A 20095-nucleotide genomic window follows, 5' to 3' on the forward strand; every position below is an offset into this window, starting at 1 on the left:
GTCCGGCGGCGGCGGTGATCGACTCGACTTCGCGGAAGTCGGGGGGTCCGGCCGAAGCGGACGGCCCGACTTCCGGGAACCCGAGTTGATCACGTCCGGGGTGGGCGCCGGCTCAGTGCGGAGCGACCCGGGTCAGGTAGGTGTGGTGGGTCGTGAAGCCGAGCCGCCGATAGAGCGCCACCGCGGCGGTGTTGTGCTGCTCCACCTGGAGGAAGGCGTGCGTGGCCCCGGCCGAGCCGCCCCAGTCGGCCAGCGCCGCGATCACCGTCCGCGCCAGCCCCTGACGGCGCGCCTCCGGCAGCACCTCGATCAGGCTCAACCCGAGCCAGCGGCCCTGCCCGGTCACCGTGCCCCGGCCGATGGCCACCAGCGTGCCGTCCGCGTACACGTGGGCGAAGCGGACCTGGTCCACGGCGGTGAGCACGTGCCGGGCGGCGTCCGGCAGGCCACCCTTGCGCCCGGCGGCGATCGCCAGCCACGCCGTGGACGGCGCGGCCACCAGGTCGACGTCGGCTCCGGCGGCTGCTGATCCGGCCCCGGGGTCGAGGTCGACCAGCGGGAGCGGCGCGGTCTGCACCAGCGTGGGCGGGCGGCTGCCCCAGCCGCGGGTGTCCAGCTCGGCGCCGACCGGCGCGGCGAGCGGCAGCGGGGTGTTGATCAGCGCCGGTCGGCCCTGCTCGGCGTACCAGCGCTCGACCGCGTCCACCGCCGCCGGCAGCGTCCGGTCCGGGTCGCCGATCGGCAGCGCGGAGTTGGCCCGTCCGGTCCAGCCGTCGGCGGCCCGGAGCAGCCAGTCGCCGAGCCGACCCCGCGTCGGTGCCGGCCAGGCCTCGTCGGCGGCCCGTTCGAGGGCCACCACCGCGGCGGCGGTCGGTCGGCGGGTCGGCGGCACCCGCTTGGCCCGGTGCACCTGCGCCACCGGGACCCGCAGCTGACCCTGCGCGGTGGCCAGCGTGAGATGAGTCTCGCTCAGCTCCACCAGCTCGCCGAGGGCGTCCGAGAAGAGCGGCCGGCCTTCGCGAATCCCCACAATCCGGCGGACCACGATCCGGTGTCCCACATCCTGCTGTCGGAGCACGATCGACCCCCTCCCCGGCGAGATACTAGGCTCTAACCGTCGCGGGAGATCGCGGCGTGTCTTGCGGAGGAGAAGACCGGTGACCTACATCATCGCCGAGCCGTGCGTGGATGTGCTCGACAAGGCATGTATCGAGGAGTGCCCGGTCGACTGCATTTACGAGGGCAACCGGATGCTCTACATCCACCCCGACGAGTGCGTCGACTGTGGTGCCTGTGAGCCCGTCTGCCCGGTGGAGGCGATCTTCTACGAGGACGACGTCCCCGAGCAGTGGAAGGACTACACCGGCGCCAACTACGAGTTCTTCGAGGACCTGGGCTCGCCCGGGGGCGCCTCGAAGATCGGCAAGGTGGAGAAGGACGCCACGTTCGTCGCCGCGCAGCCGCCGCGCGGCGAGGGCCACTGAACAGCCCCGCGCCGGTCTCGTCGCGGCTGCCCGAGTACACCTGGGATACCCTGGCCGCCGCGGCCACCCTGGCCGCGGCGCACCCAGAGGGCCTGATCAACCTCTCCATGGGCACGCCGGTCGACCCGGTGCCCGAGGTGATCCGGCGGGCGCTGGCCGACGCGTCCGACGCTCCCGGCTACCCGTTGACCGCCGGCACCCCGGCGCTGCGGGACGCGATCGCGGCGTGGGTCGCCCGGGCCTGTGGCGCCGGGGTCGATGGTCTCGGCGTGCTGCCGACCATCGGCTCCAAGGAGCTGGTCGCCTGGCTGCCCACCCTGCTCGGCATCGGTCCCGGTGACGTGGTGGTGGTGCCGTCGATCGCGTACCCGACGTACGAGGCCGGGGTCCGGCTGGCCGGGGCCACCGTGGTCCGCGCCGACTCGCTCACCGCGGTCGGGCCGACCTCCCGGGTCCGGCTGGTCTGGGTCAACTCGCCCGGTAACCCGACCGGTCGGGTGCTGCCCGCGGCGCACCTGCGCAAGGTGGTCGACTGGGCCCGGGAACGCGGCGCGGTGGTGGCCAGCGACGAGTGCTACCTGCCGCTCGGCTGGTCGGCCGAACCGGTCTCGGTGCTGTCTCCGCAGGTCTGCGGCGGCAGCTACGCCGGGGTGCTCGCCGTGCACTCGCTCTCCAAGCGGTCCAATCTCGCCGGCTACCGGGCCGGATTCGTGGCCGGCGACCCGGCGCTCGTCGCCGAGCTGCTGAAGGTCCGCAAGCACGCCGGCATGATCGTGCCCGCTCCCGTGCAGGCGGCCATGGTGGCCGCTCTGCAGGACCAGCGGCACGCCGACGAGCAGCGGGAGCGCTACCGCGCCCGACGTGAGGTGCTGACCGCCGCGTTCACCGGCGCCGGCTTCACGGTCGAGCACTCGGAGGCCGGCCTCTACCTCTGGCTCACCCGTGGTGAGGACTGCTGGCAGACGGTCGACTGGCTGGCCCGGCGCGGCATCCTGGTCGCGGCCGGCGTCTTCTACGGCCCCACCGCCGGGCAGCACGTCCGGGTGGCGCTGACCGAGTCCGACGAGCACGTCGCCGCGGTCGCCGGCCGGCTGCGGGCCTGACCCCGGGTCCCGGTGATGACCGGCGAGGCGACCGGGCGGTACGCCGGCGTGCGGGCGGCGGTGGTCGGCACCGGCCTGATCGGCGGCTCGGTGCTGCTGCGCCTGGCCGACGCCGGCCTGGACGTGGCCGGTTGGGATCCCGACCCGGCGACCCGCGACCGGGCCCGGGCCGCGGGGCTGGTCGCGCCGGACACGGTCGAGCAGGCCGTGGCCGGCCGGGACGTGGTCTTCCTTAGCGGCCCGCTGCCCACCCTGCCCGGGACGCTGGCCCAGGTCTCCGCCGCGACCGCGCCGGGCTGTGTGCTGACCGACGTCGGCAGCACCAAGGTCGACGTGGCCGAGGCGGCCGAGCGGCTCGGGCTCACCGACCGGTTCGTGCCCGGGCACCCCATGGCCGGCGCGGAGTCCGCCGGCCTGACCGCCGCCTCCACGACGCTGTTGGCCGGCGCCGCCTGGGTGCTCTGCCCGGCGCCGGGCGCGGCGACGCACGCCTTCCGCTGGCTGACCGGGCTGCTCGTGGAGCTGTTCGGTGCCCGGGTGGTGCCGATGTCCGCGCCGGCGCACGACTCGGCGGCCGCGCTCGCCTCGCACGTGCCGCACCTGCTGGCCGGGGCGTTGGCCGGGGCGGTGCAGCGGGCGCCGCTGCGCGACGCGGTGCTGGCGCTCGCCGCCGGCAGCTTCCGGGACGGCACCCGGGTCGCCGGCACCCCGGCGGAGCGGACCGCGAACATGCTGCTCGGCAACCGGGCCCGGGTGCTGCACGAGTTGGCCGAGGTGAGCGAATTCCTGGACGGGCTGGCGGCGGCGCTGCGGGCCGGTGACGCCGCGGCGCTCACCGCTCGGTACGCGGAGGCCGCCGCGGCCCGGTCGGCGCTGCTCGACCCCCGGTACGCCGGGCGGGACCGGGAGTTCCCGGCCGACGGCGACCATTCCGCGGAGGTGACCTGGCTGTGGGGGCTGGGCGAGGCGGGCGGGCACCTGACCGGGTGCCGGGTTGGAGCGACAACGGTCTCCTACACCGCGTGGCTTCCCTCGGCTGACTAGGCTCAGAGGTATGGCGGTGGATGGCCCGGTGGTGCAGGTGCGCGGCGAGGCGTACCGGGAGGTGCCGCCCGAGCTGGCCCGGTTCTCGGTCACCGCGACGGCCCGGGACCGGGACCGGGAGGCCACGCTGACCCGGCTCGCTGAGCGGGCCGCCGCCGTCCGGGTTCTGCTGGACAGCTCCGAGCCGGTCGTGGTCCGGCGGGAGACCGGCGACCTGCGGGTCCGGCCGGAGACCCGGCGTTCGGGCGAGCGGGTGGTGGCCTGGCACGGGAGTGTCACCACCACGGTCACCGTCACCGACTTCACCGCCCTGGGTGAGCTGATGCTCCGGCTGGCCGACCAGGACCAGGTCGAGGTGGCCGGTCCCTGGTGGGAGCTGCGCCCGGACAGCCCCGCCCACCGCGAGGCGCGGCACGCCGCGATCACCGACGCGCTGCTGCGTGCCCGGGAGTACGCCGAGGCGCTGGGCGCCCGGGTCACCTCGCTGATCGAGCTGGCCGACGCCGGCCCGGGCGATCGGCCGATGTTCGCCCGCGCGGCGTACGACGGGGGCGGCGGCGGGCCGGAGCTGGAGCTGGACCCGCAGCCACAGACCGTGCAGGCGACCGTGCGGGCGCGGTTCACCATCAGCGACCCGGTTCTGGACTGATGCCGCCGGCCCGGGTGCTCTCCGTCGACGAGCTGGTGGCGCGGGCGCGCGTGCTGGCTGAGGCCGGTCCGCGGCAACTGCTCGGCATCGCCGGGGCGCCGGGCGCCGGGAAGTCCACGTTGGCCGAGCAGATCGTCGCCGGGGTCGGTCCGACCGCACGGCTGGTGCCGATGGACGGCTTCCACCTGGCGCAGTCACAGCTGGTCCGGCTGGGCCGCGCCGATCGCAAGGGCGCGGTGGACACCTTCGACGCCAACGGGTATGTCTCGCTGCTGCGCCGGTTGCACCGGCTGGAGCCGACCTCGGTCTACGTGCCGGAGTTCCGCCGGGCCCTGGAGGAGCCGGTGGCCGGGGCCATCGAGGTGCCGCCCTCGGTCCGGCTGGTGGTGACCGAGGGCAACTACCTGCTGCTGCCGGACTTCCCATGGCAGGAGATCCGGTCGCTGCTGCACGAGGCCTGGTTCCTCGATCTGGACGCCGAGGTGCGGCAGCGCCGGCTGGTCGCCCGGCACGAGGCGTTCGGGCGGTCGCTGGAGCAGGCGCGGGCGTGGGCGCTGGGCAGCGACGAGTCCAACGCCTCCCTGGTCACTGGCACCGCTGACGGCGCCGACCTGGTGGTGCGCCTGCCCGAGCCGCCCTCGCCCTGACCGGAGCGCCGTGCCGGCGCTGCGCCGATCAGTTGAGTTGGCGGATCGGCCGGGCCGGGTTGCCGACCGCGACCACGTTGGCGGGCAGGTCCCGAGTCACCACCGCGCCGGCGCCGACGACGGTGTTCGCCCCGATCGTCACCCCGGCCAGCACGATCGCGCCGCCGCCGAGCCAGACGTTGTCGCCGATGGTGATCGCCTTCGCCGCCTCCCACTTGTCGCGTCTCGGCTCGGGTTCCACCGGGTGCGTCGGAGTGAGCAGCTGCACGTTCGGTCCGACCTGGACGTCCGCGCCGAGGGTGATCGGGGCGACGTCGAGGAAGACCGCGTGGTAGTTGACGAAGCTCCGCGGCCCGATCCGGACCTGCCAGCCGTAGTCGCAGTAGAACGGTGGACGGATCCAGGCGCCCTCGCCCAGCTCGCCGAGGAGCTCGCGCAGCGCCGCGAGGCGAGCCTCCTCGTTCGTGGCGGAGCTGCTGTTGAAGCGTTCCATCCGGCGGGCGGCCTGGTCCCGGTCAGCGATGATCTCGGGATCGTCCGCGAGGTAGGGCTCTCCGGCGAGCATCCGGTCCTTCATGGAGGTCACCCGTCGATGATGCCGTTCCGACCGGGTAAGGGTTGGTTGGTCCGTCATTTTCTCGACTTCTTTATGCATACGCGGTATGCAACTCTGACGGTGGTCAATGCGTCTCTGTTCGTAACGACGCTCCATCAAGGAGGATCCGTTGCATCGAAGTAGCAGAATGGCCGCGGCAGCCGTGGTCGCCCTCGTGCTGGGCAGTCCGGCAGTCGCCGTGGTAGCCCCGTCGACCACCGCCGCCACCCCGGACGTCGTCGGGCGCACGTCGACCGACGCCGCGTCCTCGACCACCACCGTCACCCTGCTCTCCGGGGACCGGGTCACCGTCACCGCGTCCGGGTCCGCCGCCGTACGTCCCGGCCCCGGGCGTACCGACATCCGGCCGGCCGGACCCTGATCATCCCGGTGCAGGTGCAGGTGCAGGTGCAGGTGCAGGTGCAGGTGCAGGTGCAGGTGCAGCGGCAGCCCGGCGCCACCGGGTCGCGGGTGACCGGGTTGACCGTCGACGTCTCGTACGACGGCGGCCGGAGCTGGCAACCCGCCCAGGTCCGGCACGGCGGGCACGGCTGGACGGCCACCGTCCGGCACCCCGCCGGGCCCGGCTACGCGTCCCTGCGGGCCACCGGCCGGGACGCCGCCGGCAACACGGTGACCGAACGGATCATCCAGGCGTACCGGCTGCGCTGAGGCGTACCCCGTGGGGTCCGCGGCCGAGCGCCGCGGACCCGGCGGGGGCCGTCAGTCGTTGGCGTGCAGGGCGGCGTTCAGCTCGATGCCCCGGCCGGTGCGCGGCCGGGCCTCCAGCGCGCCGGTCACCGAGTTGCGCCAGAACAGCAGGCCGTCGACCCCGGACAGCTCACGGGCCTTGACCACCCGGCCGTCCGGCAGGCTGATCTTCGAGGCTGCGGTGATGTAGCAGCCCGCCTCCACCACACAGTCGTCGCCGAGCGAGATGCCGACGCCGGCGTTCGCGCCGATCAGGCTCCGCTCACCGATGCTCACCTTCTCCGTGCCGCCGCCGGACAGGGTGCCCATGATCGAAGCGCCGCCGCCGATGTCGGAGCCGTCGCCGATCAGCACGCCCTGCACGATCCGACCCTCCACCATCGACGTGCCCACGGTGCCGGCGTTGAAGTTGACGAAGCCCTCGTGCATCACCGTGGTGCCGGCGGCCAGGTGGGCGCCGAGGCGGACCCGGTCCGCGTCGGCGATCCGCACACCGGCGGGGACCACGTAGTCGGTCATCCGGGGGAACTTGTCCACCCCGTACACCGCCAGGTGGCGGCCGGCGGCCCGCTCGATCACCCGCAGCTCGTCCACCCGCTCCGGCGGGCACGGCCCGGCGGAGGTCCACGCCACGTTGGCCAGCTTGCCGAAGATGCCGTCCAGGTTGAGCTGGTTGGGCCGGACCAGGCGGTGGGAGAGGAGGTGCAGCCGGAGGTACGCGTCCGGGGCGTCCTTGATCGGGTCGTCCAGCGAGCCGACCACGGTGACCACCTGGACGGTACGCAGACCGGGCAGCGGCCGGTCGCCGAGCGCGGCCGGCGGCAGGTCGAGCACGTCCGTCTCGTCCTCACCGGCGACCAGCGGCAGCTCACCCAGGCCCAGCTTGCCGGTCGGGTACCAGGTGTCGAGCACCTGCTCGTCGGCCGTGACGGTGGCCAGGCCGATGCCCCAGGCGGAATCTGCGGACGTCACTGTTGCACCTCTCGGTCGCGGCCGGACCGGCCTCTGCTCACGACGGCGGGGCTCGCAAGCTCACTCCTCGCGCTGACAAGCCTGAAGGTACCGTGCGAACCATGGAGAACCCGCTGACCCCCGAGGTCCTCGCCGATCCGGTGGCGCTGACCCGCGCTCTGGTCGACATCGAGTCCGTGTCCCTCGACGAGAAGGCGATCGCCGACTGCGTCGAAGAGGTGCTGCGGGGCGTACCGCACCTGACCACCCACCGGCACGGCAACACGGTGATGGCGCGCACCGACCTGGGTCGCTCGCAGCGCGTCGTGCTGGCCGGACATTTGGACACGGTGCCGCTGAACAACAACTTCCCGTCGACCATGCGCGGCGACCTGATGTACGGCTGCGGCACCTCGGACATGAAGTCCGGCGTCGCGTACGCGCTGCACCTCGCGGTGACCCTGCCCGAGCCGCGCTACGACGTGACCTACTTCTTCTACGAGGCCGAGGAGATCGAGTCCCAGTACAACGGGCTGAACCTGGTCGCGCAGGCGTACCCGGAGTGGCTGGAGGCGGACTTCGCCGTCCTGCTGGAGCCGACGTACGGCATCGTCGAGGCGGGCTGTCAGGGCACCATGCGGTCGATGGTCACCACCACGGGGGTACGGGCCCACTCGGCGCGATCCTGGCACGGGGTCAACGCCATCCACGCCGCCGGCGAGGTGCTCCGCCGGCTCCAGACGTACGAGGCGCGCCGGGTCACCATCGACGGCTGCGACTACCGCGAGGGCATGAACGCGGTGCGGATCCACGGCGGGGTCGCCGGCAACGTGGTCCCGGACCGGTGTGAGATCGAGGTCAACTACCGGTTCGCTCCGGACCGCACCCCCGCCGAGGCGGAGGCGCACCTGCGGGAGGTCTTCGCGGGCTTCGACATGGTCGTGACCGACGCGGCGGCCGGCGCCCTGCCCGGGCTGGAGGCGGCCCCGGCGAAGGAGTTCCTGGCGGCGGTCGGCGCGGCGCCGATCGGCAAGCTGGGCTGGACGGACGTGGCCCGGTTCGCGGCCATGGGCATCCCAGCGCTGAATTTCGGCCCGGGGGACCCCAACCTGGCCCACCATCCGGACGAGCACGTCGAGATCACCAAGATCCGCGACGGGGCCGCGACCCTGCACCGCTGGCTGGCCCTGGTCTGACCCCGCGCCGGGCGCCCACCGGCCGCCCGCTCCGGTGATCAAGAGGTTTGCGTCAGCCGGGCCCGTTGTCGGCGACGCAAACCTCTTGATCAGCTCCGGATGGGGTGGGGGAGAGGGGTTCGTCCAGTTGGCGGGTGCGGCGGCGTTCGGCCACCACGTCTCGGATCCGTCGCTGCATCTGGCGACGGATCCGGATCATCTCGCTGTTGCTGATCACGCTGTCTCCTCCCCCGAAGGCGCGCGCCGGGGCATACCCGGTATGTGAATAGTAAGACGTACGAGCGAGCCGAATAGTTGCCCAAGATCTCGAACTATTTCTCTGCGTCCGCGACCCGCCCCAGCAACTGCCGGGTGGACCACTACGGTTGCTCCATGAGCCAGAGCAACGGGCGGGAGGCCAGCCGCGGTCCCGGACAGGAGCGGCATCGGGGCGCGGTGACGCTGCGCCGGGGAGCGATTCCGAGCAGCACCGCGGACCAGAGGCTGCTGGACTCGCGCGGGCGGGGTGACTGGAAGACCAGGGACGCCTGGCGGGCGCTGCGCATCCTGTCCGAGTTCGTTGAGGGCTTCGACACGCTCGCCGACCTGCCGCCCGCGGTCAGCGTCTTCGGCTCCGCGCGCAGCGGCCCGGACACCGCCGAGTGCCGCCTGGCCGAGCAGTTGGGCGGCGCGCTGGCCCGGGCCGGCTACGCGGTGATCACCGGTGGTGGGCCGGGGGTGATGGAGGCCGCCAACCGGGGGGCCAGTGAGGCCGGCGGGCTCTCCGTCGGGCTCGGCATCGAGCTCCCGTTCGAGCAGGGCATCAACGAATGGGTCGACCTGGCCATCGACTTCCGCTACTTCTTCGCCCGTAAGACCATGTTCGTCAAGTACGCGCAGGCGTTCGTGGTGCTGCCCGGCGGGTTCGGGACCATGGACGAGCTGTTCGAGGCGCTCACCCTCGTGCAGACCGGCAAGGTCACCCGGTTCCCGGTGGTGCTGATGGGGGTCGCCTACTGGCAGGGGCTGCTCGACTGGATGCGTGACACGATGGCCGCCGACGGCAAGATCGGCCCCGTCGACCTGGACCTGATCTGCCTCACCGACGACGTCAACGCGGCGGTCCGGCACATCATCGAGGCCGAGGCGACGCTCTCCGCCGAGCAGGAGGCGGTCCGCGACGAGGCCGTCGCCCGTACCGCCGCTGACCAGCAGGCCGCCGCCGAGCAGGCTGCCGAGCAGCCGCGGGAGAGCTGATGGCGGCGATCTGCGTCTTCTGCGCCTCCTCCCGTACCCTCGACCAGCGCTGGTTGGACCTGGCCGCCGAGACCGGCGCGGAGCTGGCACGGCGCGGGCACACGCTGGTCAGCGGCGGCGGCTGCGTCGGCATGATGGGCGCGCTGGCGGACGGCGCCCGGGCCGCCGGAGGGCGCACCCTGGGCGTCATCCCGCAGGCGCTGGTGGACCTGGAGGTCGCCGACCTGGCCTCGGACGAGCTGCTGGTGACCGACTCGATGGCCACCCGCAAGAACGTGATGATCGACAAGTCGGACGCGTTCCTCGCCCTGCCCGGCGGGCTGGGCACCCTGGACGAGCTGTTCGAGGTCTGGACCACCGCCACCCTCACCCTGCACACCAAGCCGATGGTGCTGATCGACACCGACGGCTTCTACCGGCCGCTGCTGGACTGGCTCGGCACGCTGGCCGACCAGCACTTCCTCAAACCAGCCGGCCTCAGCCTCCTAACCGTCGCCACCACCATCCCCACCGCCCTGGACGCCCTCGAATCCCACCTAACCTGACCCCCGGCTCCACACCCCCGCCCCCGGGCTCCCACCCCGCCGATCATGGAGTTGGCGGCGCTGCCGTCGGCGTGTCGCGCCGCCAACTCCATGATCGACGGGCTGGTGGGGTGGGGTGAGAGGGTGGGCGGGCCCGGGCGGGGTGGGGTGTCGTATGGGCGTGATGGGATGAGCTGATGCAGGCGTACCGGTTGGTGCGGCGGCCCGAGGGGCCGGCGCGGGGGGACGGGGACGTGCCTGTCGGCGGCGCCGTGCCCGCCGGTAGCGGCGCGGCCGAGGGCGGCGCCGTGCCCGCCGGTGGGGTTGCGCTGACCGGCCGGGTCGGGGCGGTCGGGCACGAGCGGGCGGTCGGGCCCGGGGCCGGCCGGCGGGTCGATCCGGTGCAGGCGGAGGTGGTCGGGCACACCGACGGGCCGATGCTGGTGCTCGGCGGGCCGGGCACCGGCAAGACCAGCACCCTGGTCGAGGCGGTCGCCGCCCGGGTGACCGAGGGGGTCGATCCCGAACGGATCCTGGTGTTGACCTTCAGCCGTCGAGGCGCCACCGCACTACGCCAGCGCATCGAGGCCCGGGTGGCGCAGGACGGCCACCGCGTGCTGCGGGAGCCCCTGGTGCGCACCTTCCCGGCGTACGCCTTCGGGTTGCTCCGCCGGGCCGCCGCCGAACGTGGCGAGCCGTCGCCCCGGCTGCTCACCGGCCCGGAGCAGGATCTGATCATCCGCGAGCTGCTGGACGTGGTGGGCGAGGAGCCCGAGGACGATCCGGTCGGCTGGCCGACGGACCTACGGCCGGCCCTGCGGACCCGCGCCTTCGCCGGCCAGCTGCGCGACCTGCTCATGCGTGCCGCCGAGCGGGGCATCGGCCCGGCCGACCTGGCCCGGCTCGGCGAGAAGCTCGGCCGCGCCGACTGGCCGGCCGCCGCGCGCTTCCTGCGGGAGTACGTGGCGGTGCTCGCGCTGCGCGACGTCAGCAACCGGGGGTCGATCGCGTACGACCCGGCCGAGCTGGTCCGTGCGGCCACCGGGTTGCTGCGCGACGACGAGGAGCTGCTGGCCGCCGAGCGCCGCCGGCTCGCCCACGTGTACGTCGACGAGCTGGCCGACACCGACCCCGCCCAGCTCGACCTGTTGTCGGTGATCGCCGGTGGCGGCAAGACGCTGGTCGCCTTCGCCGACCCGGATTCCTCCACGTACGCCTTCCGTGGCGCCGACCCGGCCGGCGTGACGACCTTCCCGCACCGGTTCCGGACCGCCTCGGGGGCGCCGGCCGCGCAGGCGCTGCTGACCACGTCCTACCGGGCCGGGCCGGGCCTGCTCGTCGCGATCGCCCGGCTGGGCCGCCGACTGCGGGGTCCGGCGGCGCACCGCCGGCTGCACCCGCTGCCGGATGCCCCGACCGGCGTGGTCGAGGTGCACACGTTCCGCTCGGCGACCAGCGAGGCCGCCTGGCTGGCTCACGCGCTGCGCTCCGCGCACCTGCTCGACGGCGTGCCCTGGTCACGGATGGCGGTGCTGGTGCGGTCGACCGCGCTGCAACTGCCCACCCTGCAACGGGCGCTGCACGCCGCCGGCGTACCGACCGTGGTGCACGGCGAGGACCTGCCGCTGCACCTGCAACCGGCGGTGGCCCCGCTGCTGCTCCTGCTGCGCTGCGCGCTGGAGCCGGACAGCCTGGACGAGGAGGCGGCCGTCGCGCTGCTGCACTCGCCGCTGGGCGGGGCGGACCCGTTGGCCGAGCGGCGGCTGCGGCAGGGCCTGCGCGCGCTGGCACTGGCCGGCGGCGACCGGCGCCCGTCCGGGGAGCTGATCGTCGAGGCGTTGCGTGACCCGGCCGAGTTGGCCGGCATCGAGCGGCGGTGGGCGGAGCCGGCGCAGGCGGTGGCCGGGCTGCTGGCCGCCGCCCGGGCCGCCGCCGCGCGGCCCGGCGCGACCGCCGAGGACGTGCTCTGGGCCGTCTGGCACGCCAGCGGGCTCGCCGAACGCTGGGCCGGAGCGATCGGCCAGGGGCGGCCGGAGGCCGGTGAGGGGGACCTCGCCCGGCGGCGGCGGGCCGAGGCGGCCGACCGGGACCTGGACGCCGTGCTGGTGCTCTTCGACGCGGCGGCCCGCTTCACCGACCGCCTTCCCGGCGCCCGCACTGAGGTCTTCCTCGACCATGTGCTCGGTCAGGACCTGCCGGCCGACACCATCGCCCCGACCGCCGACCGGGGTGCGGCCGTACGGCTGCTCACCGCGCACGCCGCGAAGGGTCTGGAGTGGGACCTGGTCGCGGTGGCCGGGGTGCAGGAGGGCATCTGGCCGGACCTGCGCCTGCGCGGCAGCCTGCTCGGCTCGGAGCGACTGGTCGACGTGCTGGCCGGTCGGTCCGTCGGCGGCGCCACCGCGGCGAACGTGGTGGGTCAGACCTCGGCGTTGCTGGACGAGGAACGCCGGCTCTTCCACGTCGCCGTCAGCCGGGCCCGACACCGGTTGCTGGTCACCGCGGTGGCGTCGGCCGCGGTGGGCGGCGACGACCACGAGGAGCAGCCGAGCCGGTTCCTGCACGAGCTGGGGCCCACCGCGCCGCCGGCCGCGCCGCCCACCCCGCCGAACGGGCCACCCACTCCGCCCGGTCCACGTACCGGCCCGACCAACGATCCCGCCGGCGGTCCGCCGCAGGCCGCGCCCAGTGGCGACGGCGCGGCCGGCGCTGGCGTCACCGACGGCGCAACCGGAAACGGCTCCCCGCACGCCGTGTCCGGTGACCGCGAAGTGACGGAGGACGGTGAGCCGGACCGGCCCGGCGCGCTGCCGGTCACCCGACCGCCGCGGGCGCTCACCCTGCCGGCGTTGGTGGCCGAGTTGCGTACCGCGATCACCGACCCGGCCGCACCGACGTTCCGGCGGCGCGCCGCGGCGGCCGAGCTCGCCCGGCTCGCCGCCGCCGGTGTGCCCGGCGCGCATCCGGACGACTGGTGGGGTCTACGCGCGCTCTCCGACGACCGGCCGCTGATCGATGACGGCGAACCGGTGCGGGTCACCCCGTCGGCGATGGAGAGCGCGTTGCGGTGCAGCCTGCGCTGGCTGCTGGAACGGCACGGCGGCAGCGGCCCGGCCAGCACCGCTCAGGGCGTGGGCAACCTGGTGCACGCCGCCGCGATGCTCGCCGAGGACGCCAGCGCCGACCGGGGCGCCCTGCTCGACTACGTGGCCGCCCGGTTCGACGCGATCGAGTTGGCCGCCCGGTGGATGGCCGGCCCGGAGCGGGAACGCGCCGAGGCGATGGTCGACAAGCTGCTGCGCTGGCTGGCCACCAACCCGCGCCGGCTGCTCGCCATCGAGCACGAGTTCGCGGTCCGCCTGGACGACCCGCACCGGCCGGTCGACCTGGCCGGCCGGGTCGACCGGCTGGAGGTCGACGAGGACGGGCGGCTGGTGGTGATCGACCTGAAGACCGGTAAGTCCACCGCCGTCACCGGCACCGACCTGGCCGAGCATCCGCAGCTCGGCGCCTACCAGGCGGCGGTGGAGGCGGGGGCGTTCCCCGAGTTCGGCGACGAGTCCGGGGGCGCCGCGCTGGTGCAGCTCGGCACCTTCGCCAAGGACGCCCGCGAGCAGAACCAGCCGGCGGTCGGCGAGGGACCGGCGGCTGGTTGGGCGACCGCGCTGGTCCGACGGACCGCCGATACGATGGCCGCTGCCACGTTCGCCGCGGTGGCGAACTCGAAATGCCGGGTCTGCCCGGTGCGCACCAGCTGCCCGGTCTCCGGGCAGGGGCGCCAGGTCGTCGAGCCGCCGACCACCCGGAGCAGCCGTGAGGGCGAGGAGTGAGCGTGCGATTCCCGCAGTCACGAACGACGTCACCGTGACCCAGCCCGCCCTGTTCGGCACCGGTCCGGCGCCGGCGCCCCGACTCGCCGACGCCGGCCCCCGGTACACCCCGGTGGAGCTGGCCAAGCTCCTGCGGCTGCCGGCGCCGACCCGGGAGCAGGCCGCGATCATCGCCGCCCCGGTGGAGCCGCTGCTGGTGGTCGCCGGGGCCGGGTCCGGCAAGACCGAGACGATGGCCGCGCGGGTCGTCTGGCTGGTGGCCAACTCGTACGTGCGCCCGGAGCAGATCCTCGGGCTGACCTTCACCCGCAAGGCGGCCGGCGAGCTGGCCCACCGGGTACGAACGCGGCTCGACCAGCTGATCCGCCGGCTCGGCCGTCAGGGGCGGGACCCGCTGGACGACCCACTCGCCGGCGAGCCGACCGTCTCCACGTACCACTCGTACGCCGGGCGGATCGTGACCGAGCACGGGCTGCGGGCCGGCTACGAGCCGTCCACCCGGCTGCTCACCGAGGCGTCCCGCTGGCAGCTGGTCGACCTGCTGGTGCGCAACTACGACGGCGACATGTCCGAGGTGGACCGGATGCCGAGCACCATCACCGACGCGGTGCTGGCCCTCGCCGGGGAGCTGGACGAACACCTGGTCGCCCCGGATGAGCTGGCCGCCTGGACCGGCCGGTTCTTCGCCGAGGTGCAGTCCCGACCGGGCCGGGTCTACGCCGACGTGCGCAAGGCGCTCGCCCTCCAGCAGACCCGGCTGCGTCTGTTGCCGCTGGTGCGGGCGTACGCCCGGCGCAAGGAGGACTTCGAGGCGATGGACTTCGCCGACCAGCTCGCCCGCGCGGCACGGGTGGCCCGGGACCACCCGGGGGTCGGCGAGATCGAGCGGGACCGCTACCGGGTGGTGCTGCTGGACGAGTACCAGGACACCAGCCACGCCCAGGTGGTGCTGCTCAACGCGCTGTTCGGCGGCGGGCACCCGGTGACCGCGGTAGGTGACCCGTGCCAGTCGATCTACGGCTGGCGGGGGGCGAGCGCCGGCACGCTGGACCGGTTCCCCACCGAGTTCGCCCGGGCCGACGGCCGGCCGGCCGAGGCGCTCGGGCTCACCACCAGCTGGCGCAACCGCCCGGAGATCCTCCGGGTGGCGAACGCGCTGTCCACCCCGCTGCGCGCGGCCGGCGCCCGGGTGCCGGAGCTGCGCTCCGCGCAGACCGTCCGGGACCCGATCCCGCACCGCAGCCCGGGTGGGGCGGCCGGCGGCACGGTGCACTGCGCGCTGCTGCCGACGTACGCCGACGAGGCGAACTGGATCGCCGACAGCGTGCTCGCCGCCTGGCGCGGCGCGGCGCGGATGCCCGGCGCGGTGCCCGAGCACATCCCGGTGGCGCAGCGGCCGACCACGGCCGTGCTGGTCCGGGTCCGCAGCCAGATCCCGGCGATCGAGTCGGCGCTGCGCGAGCGGGGCCTTCCGGTGGAGGTGGTCGGGCTGGGCGGCCTGCTGGACACCCCCGAGGTACGCGACGTGGTCTGCACGCTGCGGGTGCTGGCCGACCCGACCGACGGGGCGGCGCTGCTGCGGCTGCTCACCGGCGCCCGCTGGCGGATCGGGCCGCGCGATCTGGTGGCACTGCACCGGCGGGCCCGGTCCATCGCCAACGCCCGGCGACAGGTCGCCGCCGACGACACCTCGGCGATCACCCCCGACCTGCTGGACGAGGCGACCCTGGTGGAGGCGCTGGCCGACCTCGGCCCGGCGCAGGCGTACTCGGCGGAGGGCTTCGCGCGGCTGCGCGCGTACGGCCGGGAGCTGGCGCTGTTGCGGTACCGGCTGGACCAGGCACTTCCGGACCTGATCGCGGACATCGAGCGGACCATCGGCCTGGACGTGGAGGTCGCGGTGCGGGCCGGCCGGGACGGCGCGGGCGACGCCGGCCTGGCCCGGGGTCACCTGGACGCTCTCGGCGACGTGGCGGCCCGGTTCAGCGGGGAGACGCCCGGCGCGACGCTCTCCGGTTTCCTGTCCTACCTGGCAGCCGCCGAGGATGAGGAGCGCGGTCTCGCCCCGGGCGAGGTCGAGGTGGTGGAGGGCGCGGTGCAGGTGGTGACCGCGCACGCCGCGAAGGGCCTGGAGTGGGACGTGGTGGCGGTGGCCGGGCTGAGCCGAGGGCTGTGGCCCGGGCCGGTGCGCAACTCCGACCACTGGCTGGGTGGGCTGGGCGTGCTGCCGTTCCCGCTGCGCGGTGACGCCGACGGGTTGCCTGAGCTGGCGCTCGACGAGGCGGCGGACCAGCGGGCCGTGGCCCGGGCGGTGACCGACTTCACCGACGCCTGGCGCGCCCACGACGAGAGGGAGGAGCGGCGGCTGACGTACGTGGCCGTGACCCGGCCGCGCCGGCTGCTGCTCTGCTCCGGTTACTGGTGGGGGGAGGGGACCAAGCGTCCGCGCGGCCCGTCACTCTTCCTGCGCGAGGTGTACGACGCCTGCCTGGACGGCGGCCCGGGGCACCTGGTCGACGCGTGGGCGCCGGAGCCGACCCCGGACGCGACCAACCCGACCGCCGAGGTGGTGCTCCGCGCGGAGTGGCCGGCCGACCCGCTGGGCGGTCGTCGGCCGGCACTGGCGCAGGCGGCCGCGCTGGTCCGCCGCCTGATGACCGACGGCTCGGCGGACGTGGCGGTCGCCGGTGGGCCGGTCGAGCCGGAGGTTGATCCGGAGGTGGCGCGCTGGCAGCGCGAGGCGGACCTGTTGCTGGCCGAGCGGGCCGAGTTGACCCGGCTCTCCGGCGCGGTCGAGGTGGCCCTGCCCGGGCAGCTGAGCGTCACCCAGTTGGTCGCGTTGCGACGTGATCCGGCGGCGCTGGCCCGCACGTTGCGCCGCCCGGTGCCCACCGAGCCCAACCCGTACGCCCGCCGCGGCACCGCCTTCCACGCCTGGCTGGAACAGCGGTTCGGCGCCGACCGGCTGCTCGACGTGGACGAGTTGCCCGGCGCGGCGGACGCGGACGCCGCGCCGGACGAGGCGCTCGTCGAGCTTCAGGAGCGCTTCCTGGCCAGCGAGTGGGCCGACCGGGTGCCGGTGGAGGTGGAGGTGCCGTTCGCCACGGTGATCGCCGGGGTCGTGGTGCGGGGGCGGATGGACGCGGTCTTCGCCCGGCCGGGCGGCCGGTTCGACGTGGTGGACTGGAAGACCGGCGCGCAACCGACCGGCGCGGCGGCGGAGGTGGCTGCGGTGCAGTTGGCCGTCTACCGGCTGGCATGGGCGGAGCTGGCCGGCGTGCCGGTCGACCGGGTGGGAGCGGCGTTCCACTACGTCCGGCACGGGGTGACGGTCCGCCCCGCGGACCTGCTGGAGGTGACCGGGCTCACGGCCCTGATCGCCAAGCTGCCAGAAGATTCCGTCCAACATTGACCATGGCGCGAAAATCCGTGGTAGGTTGAACGGGTTGCAGTTTTGGTTACCAGAGACTCTGTGTGCGCCTGGCGGGATTGTGGCCCCAGGCGCTCTTTGTTGTGTCCGGAGTTCTCCGGGCGGGGCGACCAGAAGCGACAGGCGATTCGCGCATTCCCGCGCGGAGCGCTCCTCTTCGGGCTCGCAACAAGTGCGAGTCCGACGTTCCGTCAAGGAGACGAAACACATGGCTATTGGCACCGTGAAGTGGTTCAACGCTGACAAGGGCTTCGGCTTCATCACCCCGGACGGCGGCGGCGCTGACGTCTTCGCCCACTTCTCGGCGATCCAGTCCTCCGGCTACCGGAGCCTGGACGAGAACCAGCGGGTCGAGTTCGAGGTGACCCAGGGCCAGAAGGGCCCGCAGGCGGAGAACATCCGCCCGCTCTGATCTTCGGATCGGCCAGCATTACCTGTCGCGCCCTCCGGGTGCGGCGGTGACGGGACCGGCCCGCCCCGTCGTCGACCTGCTTACGCAGGCGGCGACCCGGCGGCGGGCCGGCCCGTACCCCCTTCGGTTCGTGCTTGTGAGTCCTGGCGGCCTTTTCCGCTGGCGACAGCGCCGTCTTCGGCGCCCTCCCTCGACACGTGCCGCGTCGAGGAAGGCTTCTGCGTGACCTCTGTTATTCCTTCGTTCGCCCATACCGGTCTGGCGCCGGCGCTGCTCACCGCGCTGACCGCGCAGGGCATCACCGAGCCGTTCCCGATCCAGTCGGCCACGCTGCCCGACTCGCTCGCCGGTCGGGACGTGCTCGGCCGGGGTCGCACCGGCTCCGGCAAGACCCTCGCCTTCGGGCTTCCGCTGCTCTCCCGCACCGCCGGCCGCAAGGCCCGCCCGGGTCGCCCGCTGGCCCTGGTGCTGGTGCCGACCCGGGAGTTGGCGCAGCAGGTGACCACCGCGCTGTCCCCGTACGCCCGCGCTGTCGGGCTGCGCTGCGCCACCGTCGTCGGCGGGCTGTCGTTGCAGCGCCAGGCGGACGCCCTGCGCGCCGGCGCCGAGGTGGTCGTGGCCACCCCCGGTCGGCTGCACGACCTGATCAACCGCGGCGACGCCCGGCTCGACCAGGTCGAGATCACCGTGCTGGACGAGGCCGACCAGATGGCCGACATGGGCTTCCTGCCGCAGGTCACCAAGCTGCTGGAGCAGGTCGCGCCGCAGGGGCAGCGGATGCTCTTCTCCGCGACCCTGGACGGCGGCGTGGACCGGCTGGTCCGCCGCTTCCTGAGCAACCCGGTGACCCACTCGGTCGACCCGGGCACCGCGACGGTCACCGCGATGACCCACCACGTGCTGCACGTCGACGCGGTGGACAAGCCCGACGCGTTGACCCGGATCGCCGCCCGTGAGGGCCGCACGATCCTGTTCATGGGTACGAAGCACCGCGCCGACCGGCTCGCCCGCCAGTTGCTCTCCAAGGGGGTACGCGCGGCCGCGCTGCACGGCGGCAAGTCCCAGCCGCAGCGCACCAGGATCCTTGAGCAGTTCCGCAACGGCCAGGTGACCGCCCTGGTCGCCACGGACGTCGCGGCCCGGGGCATCCACGTCGACGGCCTGGACATGGTGGTCAACGTGGACCCGCCGACCGAGGCGAAGGACTACCTGCACCGGGGCGGCCGGACCGCCCGGGCCGGTGAGTCCGGCTCCGTGGTCACCCTGGTCCTGCCCGAGCAGCGCCGGGACGTGTCCCGGCTGATGGCCACCGCCGGCATCCGGCCCGAGTCGGTCCAGGTCCGCCCAGGCGACGAGGCGCTGGCCCGGGTGACCGGTGCCCGCGAGCCCTCCGGCGTGCCGGTGACCATCGCCGCCCCGCCGGCGCCCGCTGGTCGGGGTCGCACCGCCGGTGGATCCGGCGGCCCGGTCGCCGACGGTGCCGCCCGCCCGGCGCACCGCGCGTCGGGGCGGTCCCGCCGCCCGCGCCGTCCCCGTACCGTCTGATCTCCCGCACCGCGACCGACCCGCTCCGCTTCGGCTGGGCGGGTCGGTCTGTCTGTGGCAGTTCTGTCTGTGGCAGGTCTGTCTGCGGCACCAGCGGCCGCAGGCGCACGCGCGGCCGTGCCGGGGTGAGCAACCGGCCCTCTGTGACTGCCTTTGCTCTGCTTCAACCCACGCAACGGGCACTGTCCGGATAGCGGACACCGGCTGTTGCGCGGGTTGAAGCAGAGCAAAGGTGGCAGAGCAGGTGCCCTCTGGCGCTGGCCCGGCCCTGGTGCTGGCCCGGTTCTGGCGCTGCCCGGGTGTTCCTTTGAGTCGGTAATCAGCCTCGGCTTGGTCGTTTGGCCGACTGCGCCCCGGCCGCATCTGGTCGAAGCTGGCCAGCGGGGGGAGCCGGGCGGGGGCCCGGCACGGAAGGGGTGACCATGGCGGGCGAAGCCGGCTCGGGGGCGCTGCGCGAACTGATCCTGGTGGTCGCGGTCGCGCTCGCCGGGCTGTTGCTCGCCATGGTTGCGGCCTTCGCGCCCTGGCACGCCACCCCGGTGGGCAACGCTCCCGCCGGTCTGGTGGAGCTGCACAGCCCCGGCGACCTGGGCTCCGGCCCGACGGTCGCACACGTGAGCTGAGCAGCGGCCGGACCGACCGGTGCCGGCGGAGGGGCAGGCCCGGTCAGGATCGGTACGAGGCGTGGTCGGGTCGGCGGGGCACCGGCCCGACCACGCCGCAACCTGTTGGCGAACG

At 74.3% G+C, this 20095-nt stretch carries 19 protein-coding genes; 15 read left to right on the forward strand and 4 right to left on the reverse strand.

Annotation, left to right across the window (positions count from 1 at the left end):
• Window positions 1-112: 112 nt before the first annotated feature.
• Window positions 113-1078, reverse strand: a complete 966-nt coding sequence (locus ACWD6N_RS24970; RefSeq protein WP_387327706.1) for a GNAT family N-acetyltransferase — start codon at window positions 1076-1078, stop codon at window positions 113-115.
• A 79-nt stretch (window positions 1079-1157) separates the two neighbouring features.
• Between ACWD6N_RS24970 and fdxA the strand changes: the two genes are divergently transcribed.
• From fdxA to ACWD6N_RS24995, 5 genes are read left to right on the forward strand one after another with little or no spacing between them, the layout of a single operon-like run.
• Window positions 1158-1484, forward strand: coding sequence for a ferredoxin (fdxA, locus tag ACWD6N_RS24975; protein ID WP_007464872.1), 327 nt, complete (start codon window positions 1158-1160; stop codon window positions 1482-1484).
• Window positions 1481-2587 carry a succinyldiaminopimelate transaminase gene (gene dapC, locus ACWD6N_RS24980; protein WP_354964002.1) on the forward strand — a complete coding sequence of 369 codons (1107 nt, stop codon included), beginning with the start codon at window positions 1481-1483 and terminating at the stop codon, window positions 2585-2587. Before fdxA ends, dapC begins: the two co-directional genes overlap by 4 nt.
• 15 nt (window positions 2588-2602) lie before the next feature.
• Window positions 2603-3631, forward strand: a complete 1029-nt coding sequence (locus ACWD6N_RS24985) for a prephenate dehydrogenase (protein WP_354963699.1) — start codon at window positions 2603-2605, stop codon at window positions 3629-3631.
• A gap of 10 nt (window positions 3632-3641) precedes the next feature.
• On the forward strand, window positions 3642-4280 hold the full coding sequence (locus ACWD6N_RS24990) for an SIMPL domain-containing protein (protein ID WP_354963700.1): 639 nt from the start codon (window positions 3642-3644) through the stop codon (window positions 4278-4280).
• A complete protein-coding gene (locus tag ACWD6N_RS24995; RefSeq protein ID WP_354963701.1) occupies window positions 4280-4927 on the forward strand; it encodes a nucleoside/nucleotide kinase family protein in 648 nt (215 codons plus the stop codon). Before ACWD6N_RS24990 ends, ACWD6N_RS24995 begins: the two co-directional genes overlap by 1 nt.
• Window positions 4928-4955: 28 nt before the next feature.
• On the opposite strand, the gene ACWD6N_RS25000 is transcribed toward ACWD6N_RS24995, so the two are convergent.
• The gene (locus ACWD6N_RS25000) at window positions 4956-5513 is read right to left on the reverse strand and encodes a sugar O-acetyltransferase (protein WP_354963702.1); all 558 of its coding nucleotides are present in this window, start codon (window positions 5511-5513) and stop codon (window positions 4956-4958) included.
• A gap of 157 nt (window positions 5514-5670) precedes the next feature.
• On the opposite strand from ACWD6N_RS25000, the gene ACWD6N_RS25005 reads away from it, so the two are divergent.
• Both ACWD6N_RS25005 and ACWD6N_RS25010 read left to right on the forward strand, forming a co-directional pair.
• Entirely contained in the window at window positions 5671-5904 is a 234-nt protein-coding gene (locus tag ACWD6N_RS25005; protein ID WP_354963703.1) for a hypothetical protein, read from the forward strand.
• Window positions 5905-5912: 8 nt separating this feature from the next.
• Window positions 5913-6194 carry a hypothetical protein gene (locus tag ACWD6N_RS25010; protein ID WP_387327702.1) on the forward strand — a complete coding sequence of 94 codons (282 nt, stop codon included), beginning with the start codon at window positions 5913-5915 and terminating at the stop codon, window positions 6192-6194.
• A 51-nt stretch (window positions 6195-6245) separates the two neighbouring features.
• Here the strand turns inward: ACWD6N_RS25010 and dapD are convergent, their stop codons facing one another.
• Window positions 6246-7205, reverse strand: coding sequence for a 2,3,4,5-tetrahydropyridine-2,6-dicarboxylate N-succinyltransferase (gene dapD, locus ACWD6N_RS25015; protein WP_354963705.1), 960 nt, complete (start codon window positions 7203-7205; stop codon window positions 6246-6248).
• A gap of 101 nt (window positions 7206-7306) precedes the next feature.
• Here dapD and dapE point away from each other — a divergent pair, with 101 nt between their 5' ends.
• Window positions 7307-8380: a succinyl-diaminopimelate desuccinylase gene (gene dapE, locus ACWD6N_RS25020; RefSeq protein WP_354963706.1), complete on the forward strand. Its 1074-nt coding sequence runs from the start codon at window positions 7307-7309 to the stop codon at window positions 8378-8380.
• Between the two features lie 52 nt (window positions 8381-8432).
• Here the strand turns inward: dapE and ACWD6N_RS25025 are convergent, their stop codons facing one another.
• Entirely contained in the window at window positions 8433-8597 is a 165-nt protein-coding gene (locus ACWD6N_RS25025) for a hypothetical protein (RefSeq protein ID WP_354963707.1), read from the reverse strand.
• A gap of 155 nt (window positions 8598-8752) precedes the next feature.
• On the opposite strand from ACWD6N_RS25025, the gene ACWD6N_RS25030 reads away from it, so the two are divergent.
• The 7 genes from ACWD6N_RS25030 to ACWD6N_RS25060 all read left to right on the forward strand — a co-directional run bounded on the left by ACWD6N_RS25030 (window position 8753) and on the right by ACWD6N_RS25060 (window position 19980).
• Window positions 8753-9616, forward strand: a complete 864-nt coding sequence (locus ACWD6N_RS25030; protein ID WP_354963708.1) for an LOG family protein — start codon at window positions 8753-8755, stop codon at window positions 9614-9616.
• The gene (locus tag ACWD6N_RS25035; RefSeq protein ID WP_354963709.1) at window positions 9616-10161 is read left to right on the forward strand and encodes an LOG family protein; all 546 of its coding nucleotides are present in this window, start codon (window positions 9616-9618) and stop codon (window positions 10159-10161) included. The genes ACWD6N_RS25030 and ACWD6N_RS25035 overlap by 1 nt, the downstream gene beginning before the upstream one ends.
• Before the next feature lie 176 nt (window positions 10162-10337).
• Window positions 10338-13970, forward strand: coding sequence for an ATP-dependent helicase (locus ACWD6N_RS25040; protein WP_387327697.1), 3633 nt, complete (start codon window positions 10338-10340; stop codon window positions 13968-13970).
• A 34-nt stretch (window positions 13971-14004) separates the two neighbouring features.
• On the forward strand, window positions 14005-17382 hold the full coding sequence (locus tag ACWD6N_RS25045) for an ATP-dependent helicase (protein ID WP_387327694.1): 3378 nt from the start codon (window positions 14005-14007) through the stop codon (window positions 17380-17382).
• A 226-nt stretch (window positions 17383-17608) separates the two neighbouring features.
• Window positions 17609-17812 (forward strand): transcription antiterminator/RNA stability regulator CspE, encoded by a 204-nt coding sequence (gene cspE, locus ACWD6N_RS25050; protein ID WP_007464836.1) that lies wholly within the window; start codon window positions 17609-17611, stop codon window positions 17810-17812.
• A 222-nt stretch (window positions 17813-18034) separates the two neighbouring features.
• Window positions 18035-19357 (forward strand): DEAD/DEAH box helicase, encoded by a 1323-nt coding sequence (locus ACWD6N_RS25055; RefSeq protein WP_354963712.1) that lies wholly within the window; start codon window positions 18035-18037, stop codon window positions 19355-19357.
• Window positions 19358-19779: 422 nt separating this feature from the next.
• Window positions 19780-19980: a hypothetical protein gene (locus ACWD6N_RS25060; protein WP_354963713.1), complete on the forward strand. Its 201-nt coding sequence runs from the start codon at window positions 19780-19782 to the stop codon at window positions 19978-19980.
• The last annotated feature ends 115 nt before the right edge of the window (window positions 19981-20095 follow it).

The sequence above is a fragment of the Micromonospora sp. NPDC005163 genome (genome assembly GCF_053599835.1).

What these genes read in the sequence shown, in the direction of transcription:
- ACWD6N_RS24985 (WP_354963699.1), top strand. Translation starts at nt 2,603, where the DNA reads ATGACCGGCGAGGCGACCGGGCGGTACGCCGGCGTGCGGGCGGCGGTG.
- ACWD6N_RS24990 (WP_354963700.1), top strand. Translation starts at nt 3,642, where the DNA reads ATGGCGGTGGATGGCCCGGTGGTGCAGGTGCGCGGCGAGGCGTACCGG.
- ACWD6N_RS24995 (WP_354963701.1), top strand. Translation starts at nt 4,280, where the DNA reads ATGCCGCCGGCCCGGGTGCTCTCCGTCGACGAGCTGGTGGCGCGGGCG.
- ACWD6N_RS25005 (WP_354963703.1), top strand. Translation starts at nt 5,671, where the DNA reads ATGGCCGCGGCAGCCGTGGTCGCCCTCGTGCTGGGCAGTCCGGCAGTC.
- dapE (WP_354963706.1), top strand. Translation starts at nt 7,307, where the DNA reads ATGGAGAACCCGCTGACCCCCGAGGTCCTCGCCGATCCGGTGGCGCTG.
- ACWD6N_RS25030 (WP_354963708.1), top strand. Translation starts at nt 8,753, where the DNA reads ATGAGCCAGAGCAACGGGCGGGAGGCCAGCCGCGGTCCCGGACAGGAG.
- ACWD6N_RS25035 (WP_354963709.1), top strand. Translation starts at nt 9,616, where the DNA reads ATGGCGGCGATCTGCGTCTTCTGCGCCTCCTCCCGTACCCTCGACCAG.
- ACWD6N_RS25040 (WP_387327697.1), top strand. Translation starts at nt 10,338, where the DNA reads ATGCAGGCGTACCGGTTGGTGCGGCGGCCCGAGGGGCCGGCGCGGGGG.
- cspE (WP_007464836.1), top strand. Translation starts at nt 17,609, where the DNA reads ATGGCTATTGGCACCGTGAAGTGGTTCAACGCTGACAAGGGCTTCGGC.
- ACWD6N_RS25060 (WP_354963713.1), top strand. Translation starts at nt 19,780, where the DNA reads ATGGCGGGCGAAGCCGGCTCGGGGGCGCTGCGCGAACTGATCCTGGTG.